This window comes from Saccharothrix sp. ST-888 (assembly GCF_000955975.1).
Taxonomy (GTDB): Bacteria; Actinomycetota; Actinomycetes; order Streptomycetales; family Streptomycetaceae; genus Kitasatospora.
Map to the genome: position 1 here is coordinate 1 of NZ_JYJF01000798.1, position 323 is coordinate 323.

Genomic DNA, 323 nt, shown 5'->3' on the forward strand with positions numbered 1-323 from the left:
CACCAGCTCGCCGCGCTCGCGGAGTCCGGTTTCCGGGCCGTCGCCCTCGACCTGCACGGCATGGTCGGCAGCGACCGTGGCCACGGCGGCTACGACCCCGGGAACCTGGCCCTCGACGTCACCGGCGGGATGCCCGCGCTCGGCGAGCCCTGGGCGGACCTGGTCGGCGACGGCAGCGGCGGCTCGCTGGCCTGGGCGGCGGGCGTGATGCGCCCCCCGGTGATCCAGAGCCTGACCGTCGTCTCTGCGGCGCGCCCGCGCCAGCCGCGACGGTCCCTTCTGACCGACCTTCGGTAGTTAGCCGCCTTTCACCACCGCCTGGG

At 75.5% G+C, this 323-nt stretch carries 1 protein-coding gene; it reads left to right on the plus strand.

Annotation, left to right across the window (positions count from 1 at the left end):
* The coding region (locus tag UK12_RS42420; protein ID WP_045307196.1) for an alpha/beta fold hydrolase at nucleotides 1–297 on the plus strand (297 nt) is incomplete at its 5' end.
* Nucleotides 298–323: the final 26 nt, after the last annotated feature.